We start from the raw sequence: 24,019 nt of genomic DNA on the forward strand, positions 1-24,019 counted from the left end.
TTCCCGAACGGCCCCGTCAGCCCCTCCTGGGCGGACGGGGCCTTTCGCGTCCCCCGTTAGGGTGGCCGCATGGTGAACGCAGAGATCGGTGTAATCGGCGGCTCGGGCTTCTACTCCTTCCTGGAGGACGTCTCCGAGATCCAGGTCCAGACCCCCTACGGGCCCCCGAGCGACTCCCTGTACCTGGGCGAGCTGGCCGGCCGGCAGGTGGCGTTCCTGCCGCGGCACGGACGCAGCCACACCGTGCCGCCGCACAAGATCAACTATCGGGCGAACCTGTGGGCGCTGCGCTCGGTCGGCGTCCGGCAGGTGCTGGGGCCGTGCGCGGTGGGCGGCCTGCGGGCGGAGTACGGGCCGGGCACGCTGCTGGTCCCGGACCAGCTGGTCGACCGTACGAAGTCGCGCGTGCAGACCTTCTTCGACGGGGAGCCGCTGCCGGACGGCAGCGTCCCGAACGTCGTCCACACCACCTTCGCCGACCCGTACTGCCCGGTGGGGCGCTCGGTGGCGCTCGCGGCGGCGCGCGGGCGGGAGTGGGAGCCGGTGGACGGCGGCACCATGGTCGTCGTGGAGGGGCCGCGGTTCTCGACGCGCGCGGAGTCGCGGTGGCACGCGGCGGCCGGCTGGTCGGTGGTGGGCATGACCGGTCACCCGGAGGCGGTACTCGCCCGGGAGCTGGGGCTCTGCTACACGTCGATGGCCCTCGTGACGGACCTGGACGCGGGTGCCGAGACGGGTGAGGGGGTCTCGCACGCGGAGGTCCTGAAGGTGTTCGGCGAGAACGTCAGCCGACTGCGCGAGGTCCTCTTCGACGCCGTGGCGGCCCTTCCGGCGGCCGAGGAGCGCGACTGCCTGTGCACCCACGCCCACGACGGCTGGGACCTGGGGATCGAACTGCCGTAGGCGGGCTGGACACAGGCTGGAGGCGGGCGACAGCCCTGCCGGAGTCCGCACGGGCCCGGGCCCGGCCTTCGGCGCCGCGGCCGGGCCCTGCGGTGGGTGCGGCCGGGCCCTCTGGTGGGTGCGGCGCCGGCGCGAGCGGCCGGCGCCCTGCGGGAGGGGAAACGATTCCTCGCGGGTGATGTCACGTTCCGCGGGACTGTCCTGTCTCCACGGCGAAGGGGTCGACGGGACCCCCTCCCGGAAGAGGCCAGCCATGCCGCGCATCTCGCTCACCCCGCCCCGCACCCTCCTGACGCGCGTCGGCGCCTGGTACTCGCGCCGCACCTACGGCAAGGTGCTCGAACCCGGCCAGGCCTACGGGCACAACGCGCGCGTCCTGTTCTCGTACGTCCGGATGGAGCAGCGGGCGGCGAGGTGGAACACGCTAGACGCCGGGCTGAAGCACCTCGCGGTGATGGCCTGCGCCGCGCGGATCAACTGCTCGTGGTGCATGGACTTCGGTTACTGGGAGGGCCACGAGCTGGGCCTGTCGCCGGAGAAGATCGAGCGGGTGCCGCGGTGGCGGGAGGCCCGCGAGGTGTTCACCGGGACGGAGCTCCTGGTCATGGAGTACGCGGAGGCGATGACCGAGACCGAGCCGGCTGTCACCGACGAGATGGCGGCCGGGCTCATCTCGCGGCTCGGGGAGGCGGCGTTCGTCGAACTCACCGCCGTGGTCGCGCTCGAGAACTGGCGCTCGCGGGTGAACAGCGCCTTCGGTCTGAGCAGCCAGGGATTCTCGGAGGCCTGCCGGGTGCCGGGCCGGTCCTGAGCGGCGGCCCGGAGCCGCCCTGCCCCTGAGGGTGAACGGGTTGTCCACAACCTGGGGATCGTCCACAGGCCGGAGCGGGCCAGGGCGGAACGGCGGATCGTGGGAGGGTCCGGGCGCTGGACCCGGACACCGGATCTCGACCCTTTCGGCGGTGACCAGCATGTCCAGGACCTCTCCCGACTCCCCCGTACCCGCGGCTTCCCCGGATGCACCGGTTCCTCACCCGTCCCCTTCCTCCGTGTGCCGCCCCGCGCGCCCGGTGCCACCGTTTCCGCCGCTGCGCGTGGGCCGCGCCCGCGGGCGGCTGCGCCGCGCGGTGCGCCGCAAGCGGCGGCTCGCCTCGGCCGGCCTGGCCGTGGTGGCGGCCGCCCTGGCCGTGGGCGGGACGGATGCCCGGGCCTCTCGGGGCGCGGCCCCGCCCGAGGTGAAGCCGTCTCCCGCGGCGGTGCGCATGGTGTCGGCTCCCGTGCGCATCGCGGACGCGGCCACGGTGCGGCTCCTGCGGCCAGGGGACCGGGTGGACGTGGTGGCGGCGGAGCGCGCGGGGCCGCCGAGGGTGGTGGCGGCGGGGGCCAGGGTGACCGAGGTTCCGGCGCCGGAGAAGGGGTGGGGGGACGGTGGGGCGCTGGTGGTGCTGTCCGTTCCCCGGGAGACCGCGCGGGCCCTGGTGGGCGCGGGGGCGGTGGCACGGCTGGCGGTGGCGTTGTGCTGATTCGCACTGGCGCACAGTCGAGTCGCTCTGAGGTGACCGCCGATTGGACATGGCGTGCCGTGACTGCCGTAGCTTTCGGAACCGTTGGCTCCGTGTACAGCAGTGACGAAGAGAGGCTCAGTCGTGAGCGAGAAGAAGAAGGAGAGCGTACTGGCGGGCTTCAAGGCCTTCCTGATGCGCGGCAACGTGGTGGACCTGGCCGTGGCCGTGGTCATCGGCGCCGCGTTCACGAACATCGTGAACTCGATCGTGAAGGGCATCATCAGCCCGGTCGTGGGTGCCATCGGCACCAAAAGCCTGGATGTCTACACCTCGTGTCTGAAAGCACCTTGTGGGGTGGACGCCAAGGGCGAGCCGACCGGCGTCAACATCATGTGGGGCTCGGTCCTGAACGCCACGCTGACCTTCCTGATCACCGCCGCGGTCGTGTACTTCCTGATGGTCCTGCCGATGGCGAAGTACCTGTCCCGGCAGGAGGCGCGCCGCAAGGCCAGGGAGGGCGTGAAGGAGACCATCGAGATCACCGAGCTGGAGGTGCTCAAGGAGATCCGCGACACCCTGGTCGCGCAGCGCAGCGTGAACGGCGAGAACGCCAGGACTTCGGGGGCGCGCGACGCAGTCTGACCGCCGCGGCGGATCAGATGTGGTGCGGGGGCTTCTCGTCGAGGAAGCGGGCCAGGTCGGCCGCGCTTCCGCCGGCGGGAGGCCGCTCGCCCCAGCCCCGGTCGGTGTCGTCCGAGGACTGCTGGTCCAGCGGGTCGTCGAAGACCAGCTTCGGCCTGGGGCTGGCCGTCGGCTTGTGGTCGGGCTTCGTCCCGGCTGCGGGCTCGGGGGACTGCGGGTCGGAGGCGGGGGCGGTGCTCATGCGTCAAGGGTACGGGCGTCCCCGCCGCGCGCCTCGGTCCGAGGCGGGGGCCCGGCTCCGGCCCCGGCCCGGGTCAGCTGGGGGCTTCCGCGCCCGTGCGGGCGTAGAACCACCAGCAGACCGCGAGGCAGGTCGCGTAGAAGCCGATGAACATCCACAGGGCGGTCGTGACGGCGGTGGCCGCGAACATGGCGGGGATGAAGAAGAAGCCGTAGGCGGCGATGGCGGACGAGAAACCGGTGACGGCGCCGGCCTCCATCTCCGACTGCTTCAGCGCGGCCGCCTGCGCCTCGGGGCCCTGGCCCTCGGCCTGGCGCATGTGCTGGTCGCGGAAGATCACCGGGATCTGCCGGAAGGTCGAGCCGTTGCCCAGGCCGGAGAAGGCGAAGGCCACGAGGAAACCGGTGAGGAACGCCCAGAAGCCGCCCTGGTGCCCGTCGGACGGCAGCGCGAAGATCACCACGATCAGGGCGGCCGCCATGCCGACGAACGACAGCATGGTCACCCTGGCGCCTCCCATCTGGTCGGCGAGCCGGCCTCCGGCCCAGCGCATGAGCGCGCCGATGAAGGGGCCGATCCAGGCGTAGGTCGTCGCCTGGTATCCCTGCGCTTCGAAGTTGTCCTTGATGAGCAGGGGCAGTCCGGCCGCGAAGCCGATGAAGGATCCGAAGGTGCCGACGTAGAGCCAGGTCATCAGCCAGTTGTGCTTGCGCTTGAAAATGACCTTCTGCTCACTGAAAGGGGCCGCGGCCACCTTCAGGTCGTTCATCAGGGACCAGGCGAGCACCGTCATGACGACCAGCGGCGGCACCCAGAGGAAGGCGCCGTTCTGGAGCCAGACGTCCGTGTCGTTCTTCGCGTCGTGCTGCGGGCCGCCGGCCGGCGGGCCCAGCACGGCGGCGGTGACCACCAGCGGCGCGACCAGTTGGACGACGCTCACGCCGAGGTTGCCGAGGCCGCCGTTGAGGCCGTTGGCGCTGCCCTTCTCCCTCTTGGGGAAGAAGAAGCCGATGTTGGCCATGGAGGAGGCGAAGTTCGCACCTCCGACGCCGCAGACGGCGGCGATGAGGGCCAGTTCCCAGTACGGGGTGCCGTTGTCCTGGAGCGCGAGGCCCAACCAGAGCATGGGGCCGACCAGGACGAGCGTGCTGAAGGCGGTGAACTTCCGCTCGCCGACGATCGGGCCGATGAAGGTGTACAGGATGCGGAAGGTGCCGCCGGTGATGCCGGGGATGGCGGTCAGCCAGAACAGCTGCGACTTGGAGAAGGCGAAGCCGACGTCGTTCAGTTTGACCACGGTCACCGACCAGACCTGCCAGACCACGAAGCCGAGCATCAGGGCCGGGATGGAGATCCAGAGGTTGCGCTGGGCGACCGTGTGACCGGTGGACCGCCAGAAGCCGTCGTCCTCGGGTCGCCAGTCTCCGATGACGGCACCGGGCTCGTAGGTCTCCGTGCGGTGGGGGCGCACCGCGGACGGCGTGGACGTCGGAAGGGACATGGTCACCGGTCCTTCGGGTCGAGGAGCCACAGGGCGATCACGGCGAGGAAGGACAGGACCAGGAATCCCGCTCCCCACCAGGCCGTGGCCGTGTTGCCCTTCATCCACTCGTTGACGGTCACGGTCAGCGCCCAGAGCTGTCCGACGACGACCGTGAGGGCGAGGACGAGACGGGCGTTGAGCTTCGAGGAGCGCTCAGGTTCCTGTTCGGTGCCGGCGCCCGGGCCGGGGCCGGTGCGCCGGATCCGCGGGTCGCCGTAGCCGCTGGTGGGGCGGATCTGCGGGTACCGCGCGTGCACGGGGCGGTTGAGCCGGGGCTGGGCGCTTCCCGGGTGGTACTCGGGTCGGGGCGGCAGCCGGGGGTCGCTCATGTCCGCCTGCTCTCGGTGGCGCGGGCCGTTCCGGGGCAGCCCAGGCGCTGGGCCGCCCCGGGTCGGGAGTCGCCGAACTGCCGGCAGAGGGCATCCCTGGCGGTCTCGCCGGACCGGGCGGTGGCGACGGCCCAGACGCTGCCGTCGGCGCGTTCGGTGAGGAAGATCCTGGAGAGCGGGCGGGGCGGCGGGCCGGCGGTGACCTCGCCGGTGCGGGCGTCGAAGGCGCCTTCGTGGCAGGGGCAGTACAGCTCGCCGTCGGGGCCCCGGTCCTCGCGCCACAGGACGGCGCAGGCCAGGTGGGTGCAGACCGCGGAGTAGCCGACGAGGCTTCCGTCGGCGAGTCGGACGGCGAGGGCCCCGTCCTCGCCGCCGGGGAACCGGAAGGCGACGGACTGGCCGGGGGCGAGCACGTCGGTGACCTTCTTGGCCTCGGGCAGGTGCTCGCTGTCTCCGTGGCGGTGCAGGATGCCGGCGGCGACGCCGACTCCGCCGATGGCGAGGCCGCCGGAGACGGTGGCGACGATCCGCAGGTAGTCGCGCCGTGTGGTGAGGGAGTCGGCGCTGATGCGGTCGCGCAGCTGCGCGGCGGCGGCGTCCCCGTCGTCGCCGGGGCCGTGGCCTGGCGGTGGAGTGGGCTGTTCGGTCACGCTCATCGCACGTCCACCCCGTTGACCTCGACGACGGGCAGGCCGCCGGGGACGGGCCACTGGACCTTGTCGGCGGGGACGACCATGGCCACGCCGGTGGAGACGACCACGTCGCCGAAGGCGAAGGAGTCGGCTACCTGGACGCCGGGGCGCTCGGCCTGGAGCTCTTCGAGGGTTCCGTAGAAGAGGGCGCCGGTAGGGCAGACGGTGGCGCACATGGGGGCGAGGCCGTAGGCGGTGCGGTCGTAGCAGAGGTTGCACTTCATCTGGAGCTTCGCCTGGAGGTCGATCTTCGGTACGCCGAAGGGGCAGGCGTTGACGCAGTTGGCGCAGCCGATGCAGCGGGTGGTGTCGGCCTGTTGGACGACGCCGTCGGCGGTGACGAGGATCGCGTCGGCGGGGCAGACCTCGGCGCAGGGGGCGACGGGGTCCTCGCAGTGCATGCAGACGGTCGGCAGGGAGGCGACGGACTGGCCGGGGTCGCTGTAGTCGAGGTGGATCATCGACTTGCCGCGGTGCGAGTCGCATTCGCGGCAGGCGGAGACGCAGGCCTGGCAGCCGATGCAGCGGCCCGGGTCGATGAAGATCGTGCGGCCCATCATGGCGGCGTCAGCTCCTCTCCCCGGTGCCCCGGCCCTGCGGGGACGTGGGGGGGCAGGGGGTCGGTGCGGGCGGCCTGGGCCTGGGGGTAGGCCTGGCGGCCGGGGGGCGTGGGGGGCGGCGGGACGTCGTCGACGCGTTCGGCCGGCTCGATGCGGGCGGCGCAGACCTTGTACTCGGGGATCTTCGAGCGGGGGTCGAGGGCGTCGATGGTGAGGGCGTTCGCGGCCGTGGGGACGGGCCAGTGGTAGGGGATGAAGACGGTGTCGGGCCTGATGGCCTCGGTGACGAGGGCCGGGAAGACCTCGCTGCCCCGGCGGGTGACCACCCGGACGGGGTCGCCGTTGCGGAAGCCGTGGGAGGGGTGGACCTCGACCCACGGGCGCGGGGTCTGTTCGACGAGGGCGCCGAGACGGCGTGTCTGGTTGCCGGACAGGTAGTGCGCGACGGTGCGGCCGGTGGTGAGGGAGAGGGGGAAGTCCTCGGTGTGGGCGTCCACGGGAGGGTGCCATTCCACGGCCTGCAGGTGGATCTTCCCGTCGGGGTGGTAGGTCCGGCCGTCCTCGAAGAGGCGGGGAGTGCCCGGGTGCTCGGTGGAGGGGCAGGGCCAGGCGATGCCGCCGGTGGCTTCCAGGCGGTCGTAGGTGATGCCGTAGTAGTCGTTGACGGTGCCGGCCGACGCGATGCGCAGTTCCTCGAACACCTCGCGGGAGCCGTCGAAGTCGAAGTGGCGGCCGGCGCCGAGGCGGCGGGCGAGTTCGCAGATGACCCAGGTGTCGGTACGGACGCCGGCGGGGGGTTCCTGGGCCTTGTTGTGCTTGACGACGCGGGCTTCGGCGTTGGCCATGACCCCTTCGTCCTCCGCCCAGGTGGTGACGGGGAAGACGACGTGGGCGTTGGCGGCGGTCTCGGAGAGGAAGAAGTCGAACTGGGCGTGGAATTCGGCGGTGTCGTAGCCCGCCTTGACCACGTCGTAGTTGGGCAGGGAGACGAAGGGGTTGTTGCAGATGCCGATGAGGCCGCGGATCTCCTTGCGCCGCATCTGCCAGACCATCTCCATCATGGAGGTTCCGGCGCCGGGGAGTTCGGATTCCTCGATGCCCCAGATGCGGCAGATCTGGGCGCGGTGTTCGGGGTTGGTGATGGAGCGGCCGCCGGGGAGCAGGTCGGACTTCTGGCCGTGTTCGCGGCCGCCCTGCCCGTTTCCCTGGCCGGTGATGGTGCCGTACCCGGCGCCCGGTCCGCCGATGTTGCCGGTGGCGACGCACAGGTTGATGACGGACAGGCAGTTCTCGACGCCCTGGGAGTGGTGTTCGATTCCGCGGGCGTGCCAGGCCATGGCCTTGCCGGCGGTGGCGAAGGCGCGGGCGACCTGGGTGATCTGTTCGGCGGGAACGCCGCAGATCTCGGCGGATCGGCCGGGCGGGTAGTCGGCGACGGTCTTCTCGACCTCGTCCCAGCCGGTGGTGTGTGCGGCGAGGTAGGCCTCGTCGGTGAGTCCTTCGGCGACGATCACGTGCAGGACGGAGTTGAAGAACGCGGAGTCGGTGCCGGGTCTGAGGGCGACGTGGATGTCGGCGGTGCGGGCGACGGCCGTCTCGCGCGGGTCGACGACGATGAGGGTGGCGCCGCGGTCGCGTGCGCCCCACAGGTACTGGGTCATCACGGGGAAGCACTCGCCCACGTTCGAACCGGCGATGAGCAGGCAGTCGGTGAGCAGGATGTCGGAGAAGGGGTTGCCGGCGCGGTCGATGCCGAAGGCGAGTTTGTTGGCGGCCGCGGCGCTGACCATGCAGAGGCGGCCGTTGTAGTCGACGTGTCTGGTCTTGAGGGCGACGCGGGCGAACTTGCCGACGAGGTAGGTCTTCTCGGAGAACAGGCTGGCTCCGCCGAGCAGTCCGAAGGCGTCGTTGCCGTGGGCGTTCTGGATGCGGCGGATCTCGGAGACGGTGAAGTCGAGGGCCTCGTCCCAGGAGGCCTCCCGGAACTCCTCGTCGCGGGAGCGGCGCATCAGTGGCGCGGTGAGCCGGTCGGGGTGGTTGACCTGCTGGTAGGCGTTGATGCCCTTGGGGCACATCCGCATCCGGTTGATGTCGTGGTCGCGGGGTTCGACGCCGAAGACCTTGCCGCCCCGGTCGACGCGCAGGTACATGCCGCACTGCACTCCGCAGAAGCAGCAGTGGGTGGGGACGAGGGTCTCGCCGTGCTGGTCGGCGTGCCAGCGGTCGGCGGGCAGGCCCCCGGCATCGCGGAAGTTGCGGGTGCCGGGCGGGGCGATGGCGGGGTCGAGGGGCGGGCGTGCCGGTTCGGCGGGGTCCGTCGCGGTCACTTGAAGCCCTTCTTGACGCGGGTCAGGTAGGCGTTGCCGCGCAGGATCCGCTTGCAGCGGGGGCAGTACTCGGCGAAGGCGTCGAAGTCGAGGCGGAGGTCGCGCATGGTGGCGCGCAGGTTCTCCACGTACGGGGTGGTGTCGATGGGTTCGCCGCAGCGTTTGCAGGCGAAGACCTGTTCGTCCTGGCGGGCGGTGTATTTGAACAGCTGCATGCCGACGGCGGCCGGCCGCTGGACGATGTGGAAGAACTTCCCGAAGGGGATGTGGATGAGGGTGAAGACGACCGCCACCATGTGGAGGACCGCCAGGAACTCGTAGCCCCCGCCGTGGAGGAAGATCGTCGAGAAGGTGAGCAGGAGTCCCGTCACCGAGATCACGACGAGGCAGATCAGCGGGAGCAGGTCGTAGGCGAAGCGCTGGCCGGTGGTGGCGCCGCGGTCCTTCATGCGCCGCCACAGGAAGTACGAGGCGCCGGGGATGACGAGGACGGCCGCGATGTCCAGGCCGTGGAACATCAGCCAGCCGATGGGGCTCAGCGCGTTGAAGCCGAGGATCTTGATGCCCCAGATCCGCATCTCGTAGCCGGGGCCGGAGCCGGTGGCGGAGGTGAAGGTGAACCAGCCCCAGGTGAGGGGGAAGGTGATCGCGGCGGCCAGCAGGCAGCCCCAGAAGATCAGCTGGTGGGCGGCCCAGCGGGAGTGGGAGCGGGCGCCGAGGAACTTCTGGAAGCCGAGGTAGGTGGCGGCCATCCGGGGCAGGGCGGTGGGCGCCTTCTTGAAGTTGGCGGCCGAGAGGAGGCTGCCGAAGCCCTTCGTGAGGAGGCGGCGCGCGCCGGGGGCGGAGACCCAGACGGTGTACCGGTAGGCCACGCCGAAGGCCAGGAAGACGGTGGCGACGGCGTAGGGAAGCAGGGCGGAGTCGAAGTCCCGCAGGAGGCGGCTGCCGAGCACGATCGCGGCGACGAGCAGGAGGGATACGGCCGTACCGGCCAGGGTGGCCCGTGCGGTGACGGACCGGCCGGCCGGTGGCGCGGGCTCGGGCGCGCCGGGTGGTGCCGATGGGGCTGGTGCGCGTACATCTGTGGGCTCGGACACAGCACCACGCTAGGTGGTCTGTACCGTTACGTCCTGTTATCCGGTCTCTCGTTCTTACGCTGAACGGGTCATACGGCCTTCATTCCGCGCGCGGCCAAGACCGCCTTGGCCTCGGCCACCTGTCCGTCGGGGGGTGCCGCGAGTCCGCCCGGGGTACCCGGGCTCCGCGGGCCGCGCGCCTCGCCCGTGCGGCGGCCGGCCCCTGGTCTGCTGGGCGGTATGACGTACGTACCGATGACCGCCCGCAGCCGCGTCGAGGGGCACCGGACCGCGACCACGCTGGAGCTGTTCTTCGACCTCTGTTTCGTCGTCGCGATCGCGCAGGCGGGCCAGCAGCTGGTGCACGCGCTGGTGGAGGGGCATCCCGGCAGCGGGGTGGTCGGCTACTTCTTCGTCTTCTTCGGCGTGTGGTGGGCGTGGATGAACTTCACGTGGTTCGCGTCCGCCTACGACTGCGACGACGTGCCGTACCGGATCACGACGCTCGTGCAGATCGCCGGTGTGCTCGTCTACGCGGCCGGGGTGAGCCGGGCCTTCAACGACAACGACTGGACGGTGGCCGTCATCGGCTACCTGATCATGCGGGTGGCGCTGACGGCGCAGTGGCTGCGGGCCGCTGCCGGGGAGAGCGGGGCGGCGCGGACCTCCGCACTGAAGTACGCGGCCGGGCTGGTGGTGTGCCAGGCGGGCTGGGTGGCGCTGCTGTTCGCACCGGACGACTGGAAGCGCTGGCTGTTCCTGGTGCTGGTGGCGGCCGAGCTGCTGGTGCCGGTGTGGGCCGAGCACGGGCACCAGACGCCGTGGCACGCCCACCACATCGCGGAGCGGTACGGGCTGTTCACCATCATCGTGCTGGGCGAGACGATCGCCGCGAGCACGGTCGCGGTGAAGTCGGCGATCGACGAGCACGAGGCGCTGGGGGAGCTGCTGCCCATCGCCGCCGGCGGGCTGCTGATCGTCTTCGCCGCGTGGTGGATCTACTTCGCGGTGCCGGTGCACGAGCGGCTGACCTCCAACCGGGAGGCCATCCCGTGGGGCTACGGCCATCTGCTGATCTTCGCCTCGGGTGCGGCGATCGGGGCGGGCATCGAGGTGGCGGTGGAGCACGCGGTCGGCACGGCGCACATCTCGCAGGTGGCGGCGAACGCGGCCGTGACCGTCCCGTCGGCGCTGTTCCTGCTGACGGTGTGGCTGCTGCACTCGCGGCACTTCAAGCGCGGCGTCGCCCAGCAGCTGGTCCTGCCGCTCTCCGCCGCCGCCATCCTCGCCTGCACCTGGGCGGGCGCGTACGCCGTGCTCTACGCGGGCCTGGTCTCGGCGGGCGCGGTGGTGGCGGGCACGGTCCTGGCGGGGCGCACCCCGGAGCCCGCCGTCTGAGACCGCGGCGCGGCGGACCGTCACCCCCGCGCCGCCGCCACCGTTCTCCAGCGCAGGACGCCACGGCGACGGGCGACAGCAGAGAGGCACCTTCGATGACACTCCCCTCACAGAGACTCGGCACCGGCCCCGGCGGGGAACTGGCCGAGCCGGGCTTCTGGCAGCGGCCCCCCGCCGACCGCCTCGCGGCCTTCGCCCGCCTGCGCGCCCTGGACTCCCCCGTGTTCGTCCCGGAGGGCGGCGGCCGCACCGGCCACTGGGCGCTCGTACGGCACGCGGACGTGCAGGAGGCCAGCCGGCTGCCCAAGGTGTTCGCGAGCGCTCCCGGGGTCACCACGCCGGAGCCGGCCCGCTGGGTGCGGGCCCTGTTCGGGGACTCGATGGTGAACCTGGACGGCCCGGACCACGCGCAGCTGAGGAAGATCGTGCAGCGGGCGTTCACGCCCCGGCTGCTGGCGGCGGCGGAGGAGGACATCCACGCGGTCGCGGCCCGGATCGTGGACGACGTCCTGGAGCGGCGGCCCGACGAGTTCGTCTCGGCGGTGTCCTCACGGCTCCCCCTGGAGGTCATCTGCAACATGATGGGCATCCCGGAGCGCTACCGCGCGGAGATCGCCGACCGGGTCAACCACGCCTCGGAGAACATCGGTGTGGAGCGCGGCCTGGCCTCGCGGCTGCGGATGCCCGGGCGCGGGCTGCGGGCGCTGGCCCGGATGCAGCGGATGGTGGCAGGCATCGGCCGGGAGCGGCGGCGCAACCCGTCCGACGACCTGATCTCGGCGCTGGTCTGCGCGAACGTGGACGGCCAGGCGCTGGGCGCCCGCCAGTTGGGGGCCTTCTTCAGCCTGCTGATGGTGGCGGGGGTGGAGACCACCCGCAACGCCATCACGCACGGCCTGACCCTGCTGACCGATTTCCCCGACCAGCGGGACCTGCTGCTGTCGGACTTCGAGAAGTACGCGGACGGGGCGGTGGACGAGATGGTCCGCCACTCGACGCCGATCATCCAGTTCCGCCGGACGGTGACCGCGGAACACACGCTGGGCGGGCGGACGTTCGGGCCGGGCGACAAGGTGGTGCTGTACTACGCCTCCGCCAACCGCGACGAGGCGGTCTTCCCGGACCCGGACGCCTTCGACATCACCCGCTCGCCCAACCCGCACCTGGGCTTCGGCGGTGGCGGCCCGCACTTCTGCCTGGGCGCGCATCTGGCCCGGGTGGAGATGAAGGCCCTGTTCCGCGAGCTGCTGACCCGGCCGGTGGGCCTGAGGGCGGTGGGCCTGCCCGATCTGGCGGGGTCCAACTTCGACAACCGCGTCCGCTCGCTGCGGTTCGCCTTCGAGAGCCCTGAGCCCTTGAGGCCCTGAGCCCTTGAGGCCCTCAGCCCTTGAGGCCCTCAGCCCTTGAGCCCCTGAGCCCGTGAGCCCTTGAGCCCTTGAGCCCTTGAGCCCGTGAGCCCTTGAGCCCTTGAGCCCTTGAGCCCTTGAGCCCTTGAGCCCTTGAGCCCCTGGGCCGCGAGGCCGGGAAAGGGGCCGGCCGCCGGGCAGGCTGGGGGCCCGGCGGCCGGAGCGGGGCGGCGGCCGCCGCCGCGGCTACTTCTGCAGGCTCTGCACCGCGAGGACGCAGTGGGCGCTGCTGGTGAGCACGGCTTCGTCGCCGGCGAAGCCCTGGAGCATCTCGGGGGTCACGACCTGGCCCGGAACGGCCTCGGGCCAGGCCCGGGTGGCGAACAGGAAGTACGCCTGCCCACTCTCGTTCGCCGCGGCGACCCACTCGGGCGGTGCGGTGCAGGTCGCGTTCAGCCCGGGCAGGGTCAGCGCGATCTGGTCGTCGGCCAGCAGGATCTGTACGGGGAAGGTGCGCGGGCTGCGCGTGCCGTCCATGACGACGTCGCCGATCTGCAGGCCGATCTCCGCCAGCAGGCCGCGTGCGGCCGCCTCGCCGCCCTCCCGGCCCTGCGGGCCGTCGCCGAGGGTGTAGGCGATGAGGTACGGGACGTCGTGGCCCTCGGAGGGGTCACCGATCCAGGCGAGGACGGAAAGGGTGCCGAGCAGGGAGCGGTCGGCTTCGGCTTGCGTTGAAGTCATGCGCCGCACCTTAGTGCTCTCCCGCCCGGGCCTTTCACGGCCTTTCACCCGGGCGGGCTACACGGCCCAGAATCCCCCTCCGGAATTCGGCCGCATGTTCGCGTCCTGGTACTGGAGCCGCACAATGCGCTGGTTATCCGGAATTTCGAACACCACCCATCCCTCGGCCCGCTCACCGACCGCGAGGGAATCGAAGACGATCGGTTTGCCGGTCGTCAGTTCGCCGGTGCGCACCGCCGGGTGGCGCTTGCCGGCGCCGTCGTACGCCCACATGCGCCCGAGTGCCCCGTACGAGGCCCCGCCGACGTTGACGAACGACATCGAGGCCGCCACCCAGCGCTTCCCGGCGGGGGGCGCGTAGTTGGGCTCGACGCTGACCGCGGGGTCCACGAACGCCCCGAGCACCACCTGGAGGTGTCGACCCACCTCCCGCCCTTGCACCCGTACGGAGTCACCCACATGGGCATCCTTCGCGGCGCCGGCCGCGGCCCCGTCCGGTGCGGCGGGCTCCTCGTCGGCGCCGGGCGCCCCGTCGTCGACCGGGACGGCGGGCGCCGCGGCCGGGGCGAGCGCCGCCCCCTCGGGGGCGCTCTGGCAGGCGGTGGCGGTCAGGAGCAGGGCGGGCAGGAGCGCGGCGGCGGCGAGGACGGAGGCGGTCTGGCGCATACGGGGACCCCTTCGGGGCTCTTCACGGCGGGGATCGGGGATTCGTCGGAAAGCGCGTTTCCGGGGTTGTCTTCCGGCCAGTCTCACGCGCCCGAGCGGGGAATTGCACACACCGACACGAGCGCACGGCCCCTATCGGCCGCCGACTGCCAGCACAATGCGTTCCGACGCAATCGCGCCACCCGCACCCACCCGGAGGAACAATGTTCACCCCCGCCCGCCGAATGGCCCTGACCGCCTTCTCCGCCCTCGCCGCGACTTCCCTGTTCGCCACTCCGGCCCTGGCCACCGTTTTCCACCAGGGAATTTCCCTGCGGCCGGAGGCGCAGATCTCCCGGGACGGCTCCGTCCGCCTTTCCGGCACCTACCACTGCGAACTCTCGCCGACGTCGGGGGCGGTCCAGATCAAGGCCACCGTCGTCCAGGACGGCAGCCGCCTGAGCATCGGCGCCGGCGAGGTCTTCTGCGACGGCCGGGAGCACGCCTGGGAGGCGGTGAGCCCGCTGGCGGCCGGTCTGCACGCGGGCCCCGCGACGGCCGTGGCCGAGCTCCAGGAGATCCACATGGCCGGGCTGATGCCGCGTGCGGTGGACACCGTCGCCCAGGACAGCCACGACGTCGAGGTGGTCGACCACCGGTAGGGCGGGCGAGGGGCCCGGGGAGTGCCGGTGGCCGCCGCTACCGGCACTCCGGCGCGACGCCCGTCATCGACATGAACGCGACCGTCTGGCACGCGGGGGCGCTGTGCGGCCGCCCGGTCGTCCGGTCCACGACCGCCTGCCCCCCGGCCGCCAGCAGCAGCAGGAGCGTCGCCGCGACGGCCGTGACCGCGCCCCTGTTCAAGCGGCGCACGGCTCGTTCCGGAAGCCACGCGGAAGACCACGCATCGGTTTCATGGCGGCATCATCACCCCGCCCCCCGCTTCCCACAACCCGGCGTGAGCGCACGGTCACACGTCGCACGCCACGCGGGTCACGCCGTGTCGCCCGGGACCGCCCCCGCGTCGAACTCGCACCACACCGCCTTGCCGTCACCGCGCGACTCCACCCCCCAGTGCGCGGCCAGCGCGTCCACCAGCAGCAGCCCGCGCCCCGTGGTCGCCGCCTCGCCGGGGGAGCGCCGGCGCGGCCACACGCTGGAGCGGTCCTTGACCCACAGCCGGATCCTGCGCACCGGCTCCGGCAGCACCTCCATGGTCAGCACCGCCCCGCCGTCCGTGTGGAGCAGCGCGTTGACCAGCAGCTCCCCCGCCGCCAGCTCGACGTCGTCGGCGAGCTCGGCCATGCCCCAGTCGCGCAGCGCCTGCCGCAGCGCGTAGCGGGCGTCGGAGAGGCCCTCGGGGTCGGCCTGGTGGACGTACTGGTGGATGCGGGGGGCCCGGTGCGTGCCGGGGTCGGGGGCCCGCCGCAGGACGAGCAGGGCGACGTCGTCGCCGGAGCCCCAGCGCTCCCACAGCCGGTCGGAGAGGTGGTCGGCGAGCTCGCCGGCGCCCTGCGGCCCGCTGCGCACGGCGTGGGCCAGGGCGTCCATCCCGGCGGTGATGGTGGATCCGGGCTCCTCGACGAGCCCGTCGGTGCACAGGACGAGGGTCTCCCCGGGCACCAGGTCCAGCCGGGTCTCGGGGAAGTCCTCCTGCTCGAAGGCCGAGGCCAGCCCCAGGGGCAGGCCGCCGCGCACGTTGGGCCAGCCGGTGCGCCCGTCCGTGTGCCGGATCAGCGGGCCGAGGTGGCCCGCGCGGACCGCCCGTACGCCTCCGGTCTCCAGGTCCACCTGGGCGTACAGGCAGGTCGCGAAGCGCTCGGTGTCCAGTTCGGCGAGGAAGCGGGAGGCCCGGGCCAGCACGGTGGACGGCGGGTGCCCCTCGCCCGCGTAGGCGCGCAGGGCGATGCGCAGCTGGCCCATGATGGCCGCGGCGTGCGTGTCGTGCCCCTGGACGTCGCCGACGACGACCCCGACGCGGTCGCGGGGCAGGGAGATGACGTCGTACCAGTCCCCGCCGACCTCCCGTCCGCTCCACGCGGAGTGGTAGCGGACGGCGATCTCCCCGCCGGTGATCTCGGGGATGCGGCGCGGGAGCATCGAGGCCTGGAGCCCGGTGGCGAACTCGCGTTCCTGGTCGAAGAGGAGCGCCCGCTGGAGGGACTGGGCGACGATGCCGGCCAGACCCAGGCACAGGTTCTGTTCCTCGGGGCTGAACTCGGTGCGCTGGCGGTAGAAGAGCACGAGCCCGCCGATGGCGCGGGCCTGGGCGATCAGCGGCAGGTAGGCGGCGGCGTCGAAGCGGATGCGGCGCAGGTAGTCGGCGAGCAGGGGGAACTCGTCCGCGAGGGCGGTGAGGGAGGTGACGAAGCGCGCCGTGCGGGTGATCACGGCCTGGGACAGGGGCAGGGAGCCGTCCAGTCGGGTGAACTTGCGCTCGTCGAGGATCTCCAGGGACTCCCCGCTCAGCGCGATGATCTTGATGGCGTCGTTCTCGACGAGCCCCAGTGCCAGCCCGTCCGCGCCGAGCCGCTCCAGGGCGCCGGCGCCGGTGAGGGCCGCGGTCACGTCGTCGACGGTGACCGCCCGGGACAGGGCCTCGGTGGTGCGCTGGACGATGGCCGCCTGCTGGATGCGGGCGTTCTCCAGTTTCCGCAGCACGGTCGCGTGGGCGAGCTCGGCGGTGGCGTCGCGGACGATGCCGACGATCCGCAGGGCGCGGCCGTCGGGGTCGCGCAGCACCCGGCCCTGGGTGTGGGTCCACTGGTCGCGGCCGTCGCGGCGGCGCACCGTGAAGTACGAGCCGTACGTCTCCCCGCCGCCGGCGAGCACCCCGCCGACGGTGTCGTTGAGCCGGGCCGAGTCGTCGGCCGGGATCCGCAGGCCGAGGCCTTCGGGGGTGTGGTCGAACTCCTCCGCCTCCAGGTCGAGGACGAGCAGCCCGGCCTCGTCCAGGGTGAGGGTCCCGGTGTCCAGGTCCCATTCGAAGCTGCCCATGCCGTTGAGCGCGAGCCGCTCCCCGGGGCCCGTCAGGGGGCCGGGGACGGCCCCGTCCCCGCCCTCCCGCTCCGCCGCTGCCACGAGACACACACCACCTAACGGCCGGGCCAGCACGGCTGCGAGATCAGCCGCTCCCACTCCTCGTCAGGATGCCCCGGGAGGGTGCGCCCGGCCTCCCGCCAGCGCTTGACGAGGGAGAGGTAGATCGCCGCCGGGTCCCCGGGGCCGGCCCCGGCCTGCCCGTAGGGGCCGGTTCCGTACGGGCCGGTTCCGTACGGGCCGCTTCCCCGGAAGGGCCCCGGGGCGTACGGGCCTCCGCCGTACTCACCCGATCCGTACGGGCCTCCGCCGTACTCACCCGCCCCGTACGACCCCGCCCCGTACTGGCCGGTCCCGTACTGGCCCGCCCCGTACTGCCCCGCTCCGTGCTGGCCGGCCGCGTACGACCCGCCTCCGTACTGCCCCGCCCCGTACGGCTTGGCCGCCGGCGGCCCCGACGGGGGCTGTTCCGCGCGGCTGGCGGGGATGCGCACCCAGCCACGGCCGCCCTGTGCTCGCTCCGCCTCCATCGCGGACCCCTCTCAGGTGGATCTCAGCGCAGATACGTCTCCGGATGCCCGGCGGCGGCCCGGACCGGCCGGACCCCGCCGGTCGGGCCCGGCAGCGGACCCCGCGCGCCGAGGCGCTTGCGGACTCCCTTCACCAGTCTCCCCGCAGTGAAGCCCGCGCCGTGCACGAATCGCATGGAAGGTCCGAATGAGGGAGCCGTCAGCAGCCCCGCGAAGAACAGTCCCGGCCAGGAGGACTCGAATCCGGGGCCCAGCTCCGGGGCGTCCGCGTCGCCCACGGTCGTCAGGGCGGACCGCAGCCGCGCGTCGAGGAGGTCCAGCCGGGCCAGCCGCGGGGCGAAGCCGGTGGCCGCGATGACGTGCGCGGTGTCCAGGACGACGGACTCGCCGCCCACCGCGGTCAGCCCGAGCCGGGTCCGGCCGCCCACCGCCACCGCCCGGTGCAGCCGGTGCCCCATGAGCGCGGGGACCCGCCCCTCGAAGCGGTCGCGCAGCCACCAGGCACCGGCCGGCCCGAGCGCGGTGGCGGCGATCCGCTCCCGCGTCGTGGCCGGCAGCCGCCGCACCGCCCAGGGCAGCTCCGACCACGCCCAGCTGCGCCAGCCGGTGCCGAGCCCGCTGTGCGGGTCGCGCAGGGCCCGCAGCGCCGGCCGCCGCAGGGGCTGCGGGACGGTGTTCCAGTTCAGCCGGGACCGCCGGGCCACCAGGACGGGCCGGGCCCCCGACTCCGCGAGCAGCGCGGCGGTCTCCAGGGCGGCCTGCCCGGCGCCCAGGACGGCCACGTCCTGCCCGGCGAAGCGGGACAGGTCGCGGTGGCCGCTGCTGTGCGAGAAGTGGTCCGGGGGCAGGTCGCGCAGCGCCCGGGGGTAGTGGGTGAACGGCATCACCCCGACGGCCAGGGCCACCGTGCGCGCCAGCAGTGGCGGTCCCTCGACGGTGCGCACCCGGAAGCCGTCGCCCTCGGGGGCGACCTCCGTGACGGTGGCCTCCTCCACCTCGGGCAGGCCGGCGTGGCGGGCGAACCAGAGGCCGTAGGCGCTGAAGGTGCCGATCGGCAGCGGGCTGCCGTGCTCGGCCGCGAGGCCCCGGGTGGCGCAGTACTCGGCGAGGGTGTAGCGGCCGCCGGGGGCGGAGAGGTTGGAGGACCAGGGCTCCGACTTGAGGTACATGCCCTCGGGCATGTGGTCCCGCCAGGAGGCCATGGGCCGGCCCAGCACCCGTACGCCGAGCCCGGCCGCCGCCGCGTGGGCGGCGATCGACAGCCCGTACGGGCCCGCGCCGACCACCACGAGATCGTCCATCCGCCTCACGGCCGCTCCTCTCCTGCGGCACGGCCGCACGCCGCACCGCCGCACACCGCACCGCCGTGTGACGGCGCGTCACCGGGTCACCGGGTCACCGGACCGGTGTCACCCGGGCGTCACCGCGTCACCGCGTCACCAGCTCGTCGGGCCCCACCGGCGCCCCCGGCGCCCCGGGAGGCGCCACGGCCCCCGGCGGGGCCTGCCGGGGGCCTCCGGGTCCGGCTCCCGGTCCGGCCGCCGCGAGGCCCTCGCCCCGCCCCCCGCCGCGCTGGCGGGGGGCCCGCACCGCGCGGGCGCCGCGGCGCCCCTGCGCGGGGACCCCGCGCAGGACGCGCGCCCCCTTGCCCAGCCCCCGCCCGAGGAACGCGCAGAGCATCGCCAGGAACGGCGCGGGGTCGTCGGCGGCGAACCAGGCCGCCTCCACCCGCCCCCGCTCCCCCGCCTCCGGGGCTCGTACGGGCCCCGGCCGCGCGGAACCGGGCGCCGTGCCCGCGCCCCCCGAGGGGGGCGCCGCGGGCGTGCCGCCGGGGCGCCGGGGCAGTGCGCGCCCCCGGACGGCCGCCAGCAGGGCGTAGTTCTCCGCCACGAAGACGCGGCCCGGCCCGCCCGCCGGCTCCGGGACCCGCTGCCCCGTCAGGTCGAGGTACATCGCCTGGACCACGTCCAGGCCCGCGTCGTCCGCGAACAGCCGGAACTGCGCCCCCGGGCGCGGGTTGAAGTCGACCAGCCGGAAGGCGCCGCGTTCGTCGCGGCGGAAGTCGAGGTCCAGGATCCCCTGGTAGCCGAGCCGCTCGGCGAGCCGCAGCCCCGACTCCTCCACCGCCGGGTCGGCCAGCCACCGCCCCACCGCCGTCAGCCCCGCCCGCACCGGCCACGCCAGCTCCTTGCGGCCCGACCCGGCCAGCAGCGGCCGCCCGCCCCGCCCGAAGGCACCGTGGAAGAACCAGTCGGTGTCGGGTCCGGCGGGCAGGAAGCGCTGGAGCAGCAGCCGGCTCCCGGCCTCGGCGGAGCGCTCGTACAGCTCCCGCGCCCCGGCGGAGGTGTCCACCAGCGTGGTGCTGCGCAGGCCGCTGCCGGCGGGCAGCAGCCAGGGCCGGCTCCACTTCGCCACCAGCGGCAGCCCCAGCGTCCAGGCGGCCCGCGCCGCCTCGGTCCCGCTCTCGGGGACCACGGTCTCCGGGTGCGGGACGTCCCAGCGGGCGCACAGCCGCGCCAGCTCGGCCTTGTCGGCCACCCGGGCGGGCAGGTCGTCGGGCTGATGGGGGATCCGGAAACGATCCGTCAGCATCGGGGCCACGCGCGAGACGGCGATGGCGCCGATGTCGTCCATCGCCACGAGCACGGCCGGCCGGGCGATCCGCTCCGACACCCCGACGAGGCATTCCAGCAGCGCCTCGGGCGCCTCCGGATCCAGTCCGCCGGCCGGCCCCGGGTGCGTGGCGCGCAGGTACCGCGAGCGACCCACGGGACCTCCCCCGGCTTCGACGACGGCATGGACCTCCACGCCCTTGCGCCCGAGGGATCTGACGGCGCCGAGGGTTCCGTGGTGGAACGGGTTGCGATCGAGTCTGAGCAGAACTGCGGGCACATGGCCGTCGAACGCGTACATACAAACGGACTTTCACCTAGTCGGACCAAGCGGGAGGGATGCGCAGCTGCGAATGGCCCAGTCGGCGGCCACCGGACAGGCCGTTCGTCAGATGTGATGTCTAACGTCTGTGGCAAGCACACCGGTTCGGCAGAGCGCGGGAGACGACATGCCCAGACCACACCACCGCCTGGTGAGCACCTGCGTCGGTACGGTCACGGCCGGGCTGCTCGCCACCGGCGCGGCACTCGCGGCCCCGGACGACGAACCGGCCAGGGGCTCCGGCACCGCCTTCGGCGCCTATCTCGACTACGGCCCGTCCGGGGTCGCCCGGATCCCGTCCCTGTCGCGCTGGCTGGGCGGCCGCGAGATCCGGGTCGGGCACACCTACCTGCCCGGCGACTCGTGGGCGGGCATCGAGGGCCGCGTCCCGTTCCTGGAGGACTGGGCGCGCTGGCGACGGGCCAAGGAGGACCGGATGTTCGTCCTCAACGTGCCCCTGCAGGCCCGCAACGAGGGCCGGGTGCCCGACTGGCAGGTGGTCCAGCTGATCCGGGCGGGCGCGCAGGGCGAGTACGACCGGCACTTCCGGCGGCTGGCCGAGCGGCTGGTGGAACTGGGCGTCCCCGACACGGTGGTCGTGCTGGGCTGGGAGATGAACGGCACCACGTACACCCACCGCTGCGGGCCCGACCCGGAGAACTGGAAGGCGTACTGGACCCGCGTCGTCAACACGATGCGCTCCGTCCCCGGCCAGCGGTTCAAGTTCGATTTCACCCCCAACCGGGGGACCGACGCGATCCCCTGGACCAGGTGCTACCCGGGGGACGACGTGGTCGACGTCATCGGCATGGATTCGTACGACCAGGGCCCCGGCCGGACCTTCGACGACCACGTCAGCCAGCCGTACGGGCTCCAGCAGCACGTCGACTTCGCGAAAGCACACGGCAAGGAGATCTCGTACCCGGAGTGGGGGCTGTTCCGCAACGGGGACAACCCGGAGTACGTGCGGCGCATGCTCCGGTGGATCGACCAGCACCACCCGCTCTACCACACCATCACCGACTACTGCCCGCACGGCGTCTGGCAGTGCAAGCAGAACCCGAAGTCCTCGAAGGCCTTCCGCGACGCGCTGGCCGAACAGGGGCCGGTGGTGGTCCCGACCCCGGTGGTGCCCACGCCCGTGGTGCCGACGCCCGTCGTCCCGACCCCGGTGGTCCCGACCCCCGTCGTCCCCACCCCGGTCGTACCGACGCCGGACGTGCCCACCCCGCAGGTCCCCACCCCGCAGATCCCGACGCCGGAGGTGCCGACCCCGCCGGTCCCGACGCCGGAGGTCCCCACCCCGCCGGTCCCGACGCCGGAGGTCCCCTCCCCGACCGCGCCCACACCGGTCGCCCCGGAGCCCGAGGTCTCCGTCCCGCCCGTGGTCCCGCCGGCGCCCACCCCCGAGGCGTCGCCGACCCCGGCCCCGACCCAGGCCGTACCGGACCCGGCGCCGACCCGGCCGGCTCCGACGCCGTCCCAGCCGCCGAAGCCGCAGCCGAAGCCCGACCCGAAGCCGCGGCCCCAGCAGCCCGTCAACAGCACGCAGTGGTGCCTCCCGTTCGACTTCGGCGACTGGCTCTCGAAGCTGATCGGCGGCCAGTCGCTCTGCATCGGCCTCGGCTTCGGCTGGGAGGGGGACTCCGGCTTCTGGCCCTTCTAGACGGGTCATCGCACCCGCAGTTCGTTCAGCCGCGCCCGCCAGTCCCGGGCGGCCGGAAGCGCCTCGCGCAACGCCCCCACCGCCCGCTCGCGCCCCGTGACCTGCGACTCGTGCAGCCGCATCAGGGGCGCGAGCGCGTGCGTGGCCAGCAGGAGGCGCTGGTTGACGACCGTCTCGGGCCTCCAGTGGTTCTTGTACGGCTCGTTGCCGCGCAGGAAGCTCACCACCGGCCGGCCCTCCTCCAGCGCCCGCCCGGCCTCGTGGCGCAGCAGCAGCGTGGCCACGTCCACCTTCCGCTCGCGCAGGCCCGGGTCCGCCCCGTACAGGTAGCCGCCGCTCAGCGACGCGGACAGCAGGCTGACGTTGGCCGCGACCACCTTCCCGTCCAGCCGGAACTCGGTCAGCCGTCCCTCCCCCGCCCGTACCATCCGCCGGGTGGCCCGGGTCAGGTGCTCGGCGAACCGGGGCCGCAGGTGCTCCGGAGTCACCCCGCGGCCGCGCCACTGCTTCTCGTGCAGCCGCAGCAGGGTCCGTACGGCCTGCGGCACCTCGCGCTCGGTGACCTCGTGCTCCTCGATCCCGGCGGCGTCGGTCTTGCGCAGCTTGGCCCGCACCCGCTGGGCGCCGGAGGCGGGCATCCGCTTCACGAGCTGGTCGAAGGGGAGCGCGGGCAGCTCCATGCAGGTCGAGTCGGTCAGCCGGCTGGACACCCCGGGCCACGCCTCGAACACGGCCTCGGCGGCCGCCCCGGGCCGCACCTCGCGCAGGTCGACGACGGCGCTGCGGGCCGCCCGGTGCAGCCCGCGGGCCAGGGCGGGCACGACCTGCGCGGTGTGCTCCCGCGACACGAGCACGTCGAAGTAGTCGGTGATCGGCCCGCCCAGCGGCACCAGCCGCGGCAGCGGCCGGTGCACGAGCATCAGCGCGGCCGCCCCGACCAGCTCCCCGCCCCGCCGCACGAGCAGGATCCTCAGCCGGCCGTCCTTCCCGTACGACAGCCACCACGAGTGCAGCCAGGCGTGGCTCTGGAAGGGGGTGGCGGTGGGACACTCCCGGACGAGCCGGTTCCAGGACTCCTCCAGCGCCGCGAACTGCCGGGAGTCCCGGCACAGCGTCACCGACAGGGCCCCGTCGGAGCCCCGCGTCATCGCACGGACTCCTTCTCCTTGGTCTCGGAGTGCTCGCCCTGGGCCGGCAGGGAGGCGTACTCCTCCACCACCGGGTGCGCCGCCTCCTCCTGCTCCCCGGACCTGCGGCGGGCGGGACGGGCCAGCAGCCACAGCCCGCCGAGCAGCCCGCCGGCGCACAGTCCGACGGCGGCGCTGATCGCGGCGGACGGGGAGGCGGGCTCGCTCGGCGCGACGGCCTGGTTGAACAGGAGCAGCTGCACGCCGGTGTTCTTGGCGGCCTGGTTGCTGCTCAGCGAGAGGGCGTCGGCGACGGCGTTGGCGATGTCGGCGGCCTCGGCGGCGCTCCTGGAGGTGCCGGTGATCGCGATCATCGGCGAGTCGGGGGAGGTCTCGGCGCGGACCTGCGTCCGCAGCTGCCGGGCGGCGATGCCCGCGCGGGGCTGGGCGTAGGCGAGGGTGGAGCTGCTGGTGGCGATGCGGCCGTAGGCCTGGGCGAAGCCGAGGGCGGTGGCCGGCTCGGTGGTCTCGTTCGGGACGGCGACGACGTAGCTGGTGGCGGCGTACTCGGGCGCCTTGAGCACCCCGTACGCCCCGCCGGCGGCCATCCCGAGCAGGGCGCAGGCGGGCAGGGGCCACCACGCGGGCGGTGGCAGCAGCCCGCGCTTCCTGGCGGAGCGGTGGTCGGACTTCTTCTGGTCGGACTTCCTCTGGTCGGACTTCTTCTGGTCGGCGCTGTCGGCCATGGGGGTGCTCGCTTCCTGGGTGGAGGGGG

23 protein-coding genes and 1 pseudogene are annotated in these 24,019 nt (G+C 73.3%); 8 read left to right on the forward strand and 16 right to left on the reverse strand.

The window, feature by feature from the left end; translation table 11 throughout:
- Window positions 1-69: 69 nt before the first annotated feature.
- From ACIRBY_RS19180 to mscL, 4 genes are all read left to right on the forward strand, one after another.
- A complete protein-coding gene (locus tag ACIRBY_RS19180) occupies window positions 70-903 on the forward strand; it encodes an S-methyl-5'-thioadenosine phosphorylase (protein WP_403901834.1) in 834 nt (277 codons plus the stop codon).
- Window positions 904-1,156: 253 nt separating this feature from the next.
- Complete coding sequence (locus ACIRBY_RS19185; protein ID WP_403901835.1) at window positions 1,157-1,714, forward strand: carboxymuconolactone decarboxylase family protein; 558 nt, start codon at window positions 1,157-1,159, stop codon at window positions 1,712-1,714.
- Between the two features lie 160 nt (window positions 1,715-1,874).
- Complete coding sequence (locus ACIRBY_RS19190; protein WP_403901836.1) at window positions 1,875-2,426, forward strand: hypothetical protein; 552 nt, start codon at window positions 1,875-1,877, stop codon at window positions 2,424-2,426.
- Between the two features lie 123 nt (window positions 2,427-2,549).
- Window positions 2,550-3,050, forward strand: a complete 501-nt coding sequence (gene mscL / locus ACIRBY_RS19195) for a large conductance mechanosensitive channel protein MscL (protein WP_403901837.1) — start codon at window positions 2,550-2,552, stop codon at window positions 3,048-3,050.
- Between the two features lie 13 nt (window positions 3,051-3,063).
- Here the strand turns inward: mscL and ACIRBY_RS19200 are convergent, their stop codons facing one another.
- The 7 genes and pseudogenes from ACIRBY_RS19200 to ACIRBY_RS19230 all read right to left on the reverse strand — a co-directional run bounded on the left by ACIRBY_RS19200 (window position 3,064) and on the right by ACIRBY_RS19230 (window position 9,839).
- On the reverse strand, window positions 3,064-3,291 hold the full coding sequence (locus ACIRBY_RS19200) for a hypothetical protein (RefSeq protein ID WP_403901838.1): 228 nt from the start codon (window positions 3,289-3,291) through the stop codon (window positions 3,064-3,066).
- Between the two features lie 73 nt (window positions 3,292-3,364).
- On the reverse strand, window positions 3,365-4,792 hold the full coding sequence (locus ACIRBY_RS19205; protein ID WP_403901839.1) for a NarK family nitrate/nitrite MFS transporter: 1,428 nt from the start codon (window positions 4,790-4,792) through the stop codon (window positions 3,365-3,367).
- Window positions 4,793-4,794: 2 nt separating this feature from the next.
- On the reverse strand, window positions 4,795-5,163 hold the full coding sequence (locus ACIRBY_RS19210) for a hypothetical protein (protein WP_403901840.1): 369 nt from the start codon (window positions 5,161-5,163) through the stop codon (window positions 4,795-4,797).
- Window positions 5,160-5,819, reverse strand: a complete 660-nt coding sequence (locus ACIRBY_RS19215) for a Rieske (2Fe-2S) protein (protein ID WP_403901842.1) — start codon at window positions 5,817-5,819, stop codon at window positions 5,160-5,162. The genes ACIRBY_RS19210 and ACIRBY_RS19215 overlap by 4 nt, the downstream gene beginning before the upstream one ends.
- A complete protein-coding gene (locus tag ACIRBY_RS19220; RefSeq protein ID WP_045946573.1) occupies window positions 5,816-6,415 on the reverse strand; it encodes a 4Fe-4S dicluster domain-containing protein in 600 nt (199 codons plus the stop codon). Before ACIRBY_RS19220 ends, ACIRBY_RS19215 begins: the two co-directional genes overlap by 4 nt.
- A 7-nt stretch (window positions 6,416-6,422) precedes the next feature.
- Window positions 6,423-8,742, reverse strand: a pseudogene (locus ACIRBY_RS19225) (molybdopterin oxidoreductase family protein).
- Entirely contained in the window at window positions 8,739-9,839 is a 1,101-nt protein-coding gene (locus ACIRBY_RS19230) for an MFS transporter (protein ID WP_403901844.1), read from the reverse strand. Before ACIRBY_RS19230 ends, ACIRBY_RS19225 begins: the two are co-directional and overlap by 4 nt.
- Before the next feature lie 219 nt (window positions 9,840-10,058).
- Between ACIRBY_RS19230 and ACIRBY_RS19235 the strand changes: the two genes are divergently transcribed.
- The gene (locus tag ACIRBY_RS19235) at window positions 10,059-11,216 is read left to right on the forward strand and encodes a low temperature requirement protein A (protein WP_403901846.1); all 1,158 of its coding nucleotides are present in this window, start codon (window positions 10,059-10,061) and stop codon (window positions 11,214-11,216) included.
- Between the two features lie 95 nt (window positions 11,217-11,311).
- The gene (locus ACIRBY_RS19240; RefSeq protein WP_403901847.1) at window positions 11,312-12,583 is read left to right on the forward strand and encodes a cytochrome P450; all 1,272 of its coding nucleotides are present in this window, start codon (window positions 11,312-11,314) and stop codon (window positions 12,581-12,583) included.
- 225 nt (window positions 12,584-12,808) lie between these two features.
- Here ACIRBY_RS19240 and ACIRBY_RS19245 read toward each other — a convergent pair whose 3' ends face one another.
- Window positions 12,809-13,303 carry a DUF5949 family protein gene (locus ACIRBY_RS19245; RefSeq protein WP_403901849.1) on the reverse strand — a complete coding sequence of 165 codons (495 nt, stop codon included), beginning with the start codon at window positions 13,301-13,303 and terminating at the stop codon, window positions 12,809-12,811.
- A 57-nt stretch (window positions 13,304-13,360) separates the two neighbouring features.
- A complete protein-coding gene (locus tag ACIRBY_RS19250; RefSeq protein WP_403901851.1) occupies window positions 13,361-13,969 on the reverse strand; it encodes a hypothetical protein in 609 nt (202 codons plus the stop codon).
- Window positions 13,970-14,172: 203 nt separating this feature from the next.
- Here ACIRBY_RS19250 and ACIRBY_RS19255 point away from each other — a divergent pair, with 203 nt between their 5' ends.
- Window positions 14,173-14,610, forward strand: a complete 438-nt coding sequence (locus ACIRBY_RS19255; RefSeq protein WP_403901853.1) for a DUF6299 family protein — start codon at window positions 14,173-14,175, stop codon at window positions 14,608-14,610.
- Window positions 14,611-14,647: 37 nt separating this feature from the next.
- Here the strand turns inward: ACIRBY_RS19255 and ACIRBY_RS19260 are convergent, their stop codons facing one another.
- The 5 genes from ACIRBY_RS19260 to ACIRBY_RS19280 all read right to left on the reverse strand — a co-directional run bounded on the left by ACIRBY_RS19260 (window position 14,648) and on the right by ACIRBY_RS19280 (window position 20,286).
- Window positions 14,648-14,821: a hypothetical protein gene (locus ACIRBY_RS19260; RefSeq protein ID WP_403901855.1), complete on the reverse strand. Its 174-nt coding sequence runs from the start codon at window positions 14,819-14,821 to the stop codon at window positions 14,648-14,650.
- A 120-nt stretch (window positions 14,822-14,941) separates the two neighbouring features.
- Window positions 14,942-17,029 carry a SpoIIE family protein phosphatase gene (locus ACIRBY_RS19265; protein WP_403901857.1) on the reverse strand — a complete coding sequence of 696 codons (2,088 nt, stop codon included), beginning with the start codon at window positions 17,027-17,029 and terminating at the stop codon, window positions 14,942-14,944.
- A 14-nt stretch (window positions 17,030-17,043) separates the two neighbouring features.
- Entirely contained in the window at window positions 17,044-17,517 is a 474-nt protein-coding gene (locus ACIRBY_RS19270) for a hypothetical protein (protein ID WP_403901859.1), read from the reverse strand.
- Between the two features lie 23 nt (window positions 17,518-17,540).
- Window positions 17,541-18,818, reverse strand: a complete 1,278-nt coding sequence (locus ACIRBY_RS19275; RefSeq protein WP_403901860.1) for an NAD(P)-binding domain-containing protein — start codon at window positions 18,816-18,818, stop codon at window positions 17,541-17,543.
- A 127-nt stretch (window positions 18,819-18,945) separates the two neighbouring features.
- Window positions 18,946-20,286 carry an ATP-grasp domain-containing protein gene (locus tag ACIRBY_RS19280; protein ID WP_403901862.1) on the reverse strand — a complete coding sequence of 447 codons (1,341 nt, stop codon included), beginning with the start codon at window positions 20,284-20,286 and terminating at the stop codon, window positions 18,946-18,948.
- Between the two features lie 292 nt (window positions 20,287-20,578).
- On the opposite strand from ACIRBY_RS19280, the gene ACIRBY_RS19285 reads away from it, so the two are divergent.
- Window positions 20,579-22,117: a glycoside hydrolase family 26 protein gene (locus ACIRBY_RS19285; RefSeq protein WP_403901863.1), complete on the forward strand. Its 1,539-nt coding sequence runs from the start codon at window positions 20,579-20,581 to the stop codon at window positions 22,115-22,117.
- A 5-nt stretch (window positions 22,118-22,122) separates the two neighbouring features.
- Here the strand turns inward: ACIRBY_RS19285 and ACIRBY_RS19290 are convergent, their stop codons facing one another.
- Together ACIRBY_RS19290 and ACIRBY_RS19295 are read right to left on the reverse strand one after the other, a co-directional pair.
- On the reverse strand, window positions 22,123-23,265 hold the full coding sequence (locus ACIRBY_RS19290) for a GNAT family N-acetyltransferase (protein ID WP_403901865.1): 1,143 nt from the start codon (window positions 23,263-23,265) through the stop codon (window positions 22,123-22,125).
- Window positions 23,262-23,990 carry a lipopolysaccharide biosynthesis protein gene (locus ACIRBY_RS19295; RefSeq protein ID WP_403901867.1) on the reverse strand — a complete coding sequence of 243 codons (729 nt, stop codon included), beginning with the start codon at window positions 23,988-23,990 and terminating at the stop codon, window positions 23,262-23,264. Before ACIRBY_RS19295 ends, ACIRBY_RS19290 begins: the two co-directional genes overlap by 4 nt.
- Window positions 23,991-24,019: the final 29 nt, after the last annotated feature.

Source organism: Streptomyces sp. NPDC096136 (assembly GCF_044763325.1).
Taxonomy (GTDB): Bacteria; Actinomycetota; Actinomycetes; order Streptomycetales; family Streptomycetaceae; genus Streptomyces.